This window comes from Komagataeibacter kakiaceti JCM 25156 (assembly GCF_000613305.1).
The window spans coordinates 1-1,746 of the sequence record NZ_BAIO01000489.1; the positions used below are offsets into that span (position 1 = coordinate 1).

Consider the following 1,746-nt stretch of genomic DNA (forward strand, 5'->3'; position numbering starts at 1 on the left):
CCGCCCCGTCAGAAGCTGATCCCCCTCCTCCAGCGCCGAGGCCAGCCCCACCGCCACCGCTTCCTCGCCCGAGGACAGGAGCTGGAATCCATGATCCTTGCGGCGTGCCAGCGCATCCTCGAACGCGCGGATCAGCATCATGCCGCGCAGCATCTCGACCGGCGTCATGGAGCGCTCGCGCGCAACAGGCGGAACATACCCGATGTGATGGCGTCGATACTGTCACGCAGCCCCCGTTTACGCACCGCGCTGACCAGCTTTTCAAACGCCTGCCGAGGCGGGATCTGGCCCGTCAGCGCGCGCCGGATCATGGTGGCCATGTGGTTTTCATCCACCGTGTCGGTAATGGTGGTGACAATCTGCCGCCGCCGTCCGCGCCCCATGCTGATCACTTCCTGCGGCAGGACATCCGCCGCATGCCGCTGGACCGGGCACGCGGCCAGAAGTGCGGCCATGACACGCTCCTGCGCCTCGAACGGCATGACGGCGTCGAGCGCGTTGTTGACGACCACCTGCGCCAGCCCCTGCGCCGCAAGCTCCACCGCCGCATCACCGCCCAGACGGTAATCCGTGCGCAGCGGCACGCCCCCCGTATCGGCCAGGATCCGGTCCAGATCGGCCACGAACACGCCGTGGCGACGCGACAGTTCGGCCGCCAGGAAATTCAGCCGGCGGATCCGCACGCGCAGCGCGTGGCTGCGGGCGTTATCCTCGCTTCGGGTGGATCAACATGGCGGAAGACCGTCATGAGCACGACCGGGTCGCCGCGCTCGCATAACGCGGCGCATCGCCGTTCAAGCGCGCGCTCCGCCTCCGCCCATGGCACATGTGCGTTCGCCAGTTCATGGGCCAGGGAGATGATGCGCACGCTGCCTTCGGACGTATCGCGCAGCGCGTCATGGTCCGGTGCCGCGTGGTGCGACATGCTCACGCCTTCCGCCTCCAGCCTTTCACCCAGCAGGGCCAGCATGCGGGACAGGGCCGGCTGTTCGTTTTCGGTGGCGAAGGTGGCAATATGGAGTTGCGTCATCGGGGCACTCCTTCATCCATGGAGGTGTGACGGCGGCACATTCATGGCCGCCATATACGCGTCACGCACGGCGTCGGGTGTATCGAGCGTCCGGTAACGCGTGGCGATTGCGGATAGTTGCGGCAGGGAAAGGATACGGGCATGCTCGTGCACGCCCTGCGTATCGCTGAGCTGCGCCACAATATGGGCAGCAGCGCCACGTCCACGCGCGGATGGGCCTGATAGAAAATGGCTTCCCAGTCCTGATCCTCCAGCGGATCCCGCCAGCCGCTACGGTGGATCATGTGGTAGCTGCGCGCGGCGCAGGGCACCATTCTCAGCCCGGCCTGACACAGCCGCAGCGCAAGTTCGCGATGTTCGTTGATCGAAATATCCGGATGGAACCCGCCGGATTCCAGAAAGGCCCGCCGGGGCACCGACTGGTTCGCCCCCGCGGCGGCGGCCCACAGCACATCGCAATCCCCCTGATGGCGCAGGGCGTCCATTTCCAGCTCATACAGCCTGCGCGGACCGTAACCGGGATAGACCCCCGGCTGGGCCCGCCGGTCAATCGCGGCGAAATCCGTCATGATCTGCTGGCGCGTCACGACCGCGCGCGCAAGTTCGCCGGGGCTCATGCGCGCGACCCGGTCTTCCTCCCCCGGTTGCGGCGCGCCTGTCTGTGGATCGCGGAACGGGCGGGTGCAGCGCAGGTGGTAATTTCCCCCGCGCGACCG

At 67.1% G+C, this 1,746-nt stretch carries 3 protein-coding genes; all 3 read right to left on the minus strand.

The genetic code is table 11. The features are described 5' to 3' along the window. Window positions 1–164: 164 nt before the first annotated feature. On the minus strand, window positions 165–683 hold the full coding sequence (locus JCM25156_RS15725) for a hypothetical protein (protein WP_025813836.1): 519 nt from the start codon (window positions 681–683) through the stop codon (window positions 165–167). After that, window positions 665–1,030 (minus strand): hypothetical protein, encoded by a 366-nt coding sequence (locus JCM25156_RS15730; protein WP_025813837.1) that lies wholly within the window; start codon window positions 1,028–1,030, stop codon window positions 665–667. Before JCM25156_RS15730 ends, JCM25156_RS15725 begins: the two co-directional genes overlap by 19 nt. Window positions 1,031–1,071: 41 nt before the next feature. Then, window positions 1,072–1,746, minus strand: a 675-nt coding sequence (locus JCM25156_RS25255) for a glycosyltransferase family 2 protein (protein ID WP_407637130.1), incomplete at its 5' end; no start/stop codon positions are given.

Excerpts from the sequence above, each read along its gene's own strand:
- JCM25156_RS15730 (WP_025813837.1), bottom strand. The coding sequence starts at position 1,030 with ATGACGCAACTCCATATTGCCACCTTCGCCACCGAAAACGAACAGCCG.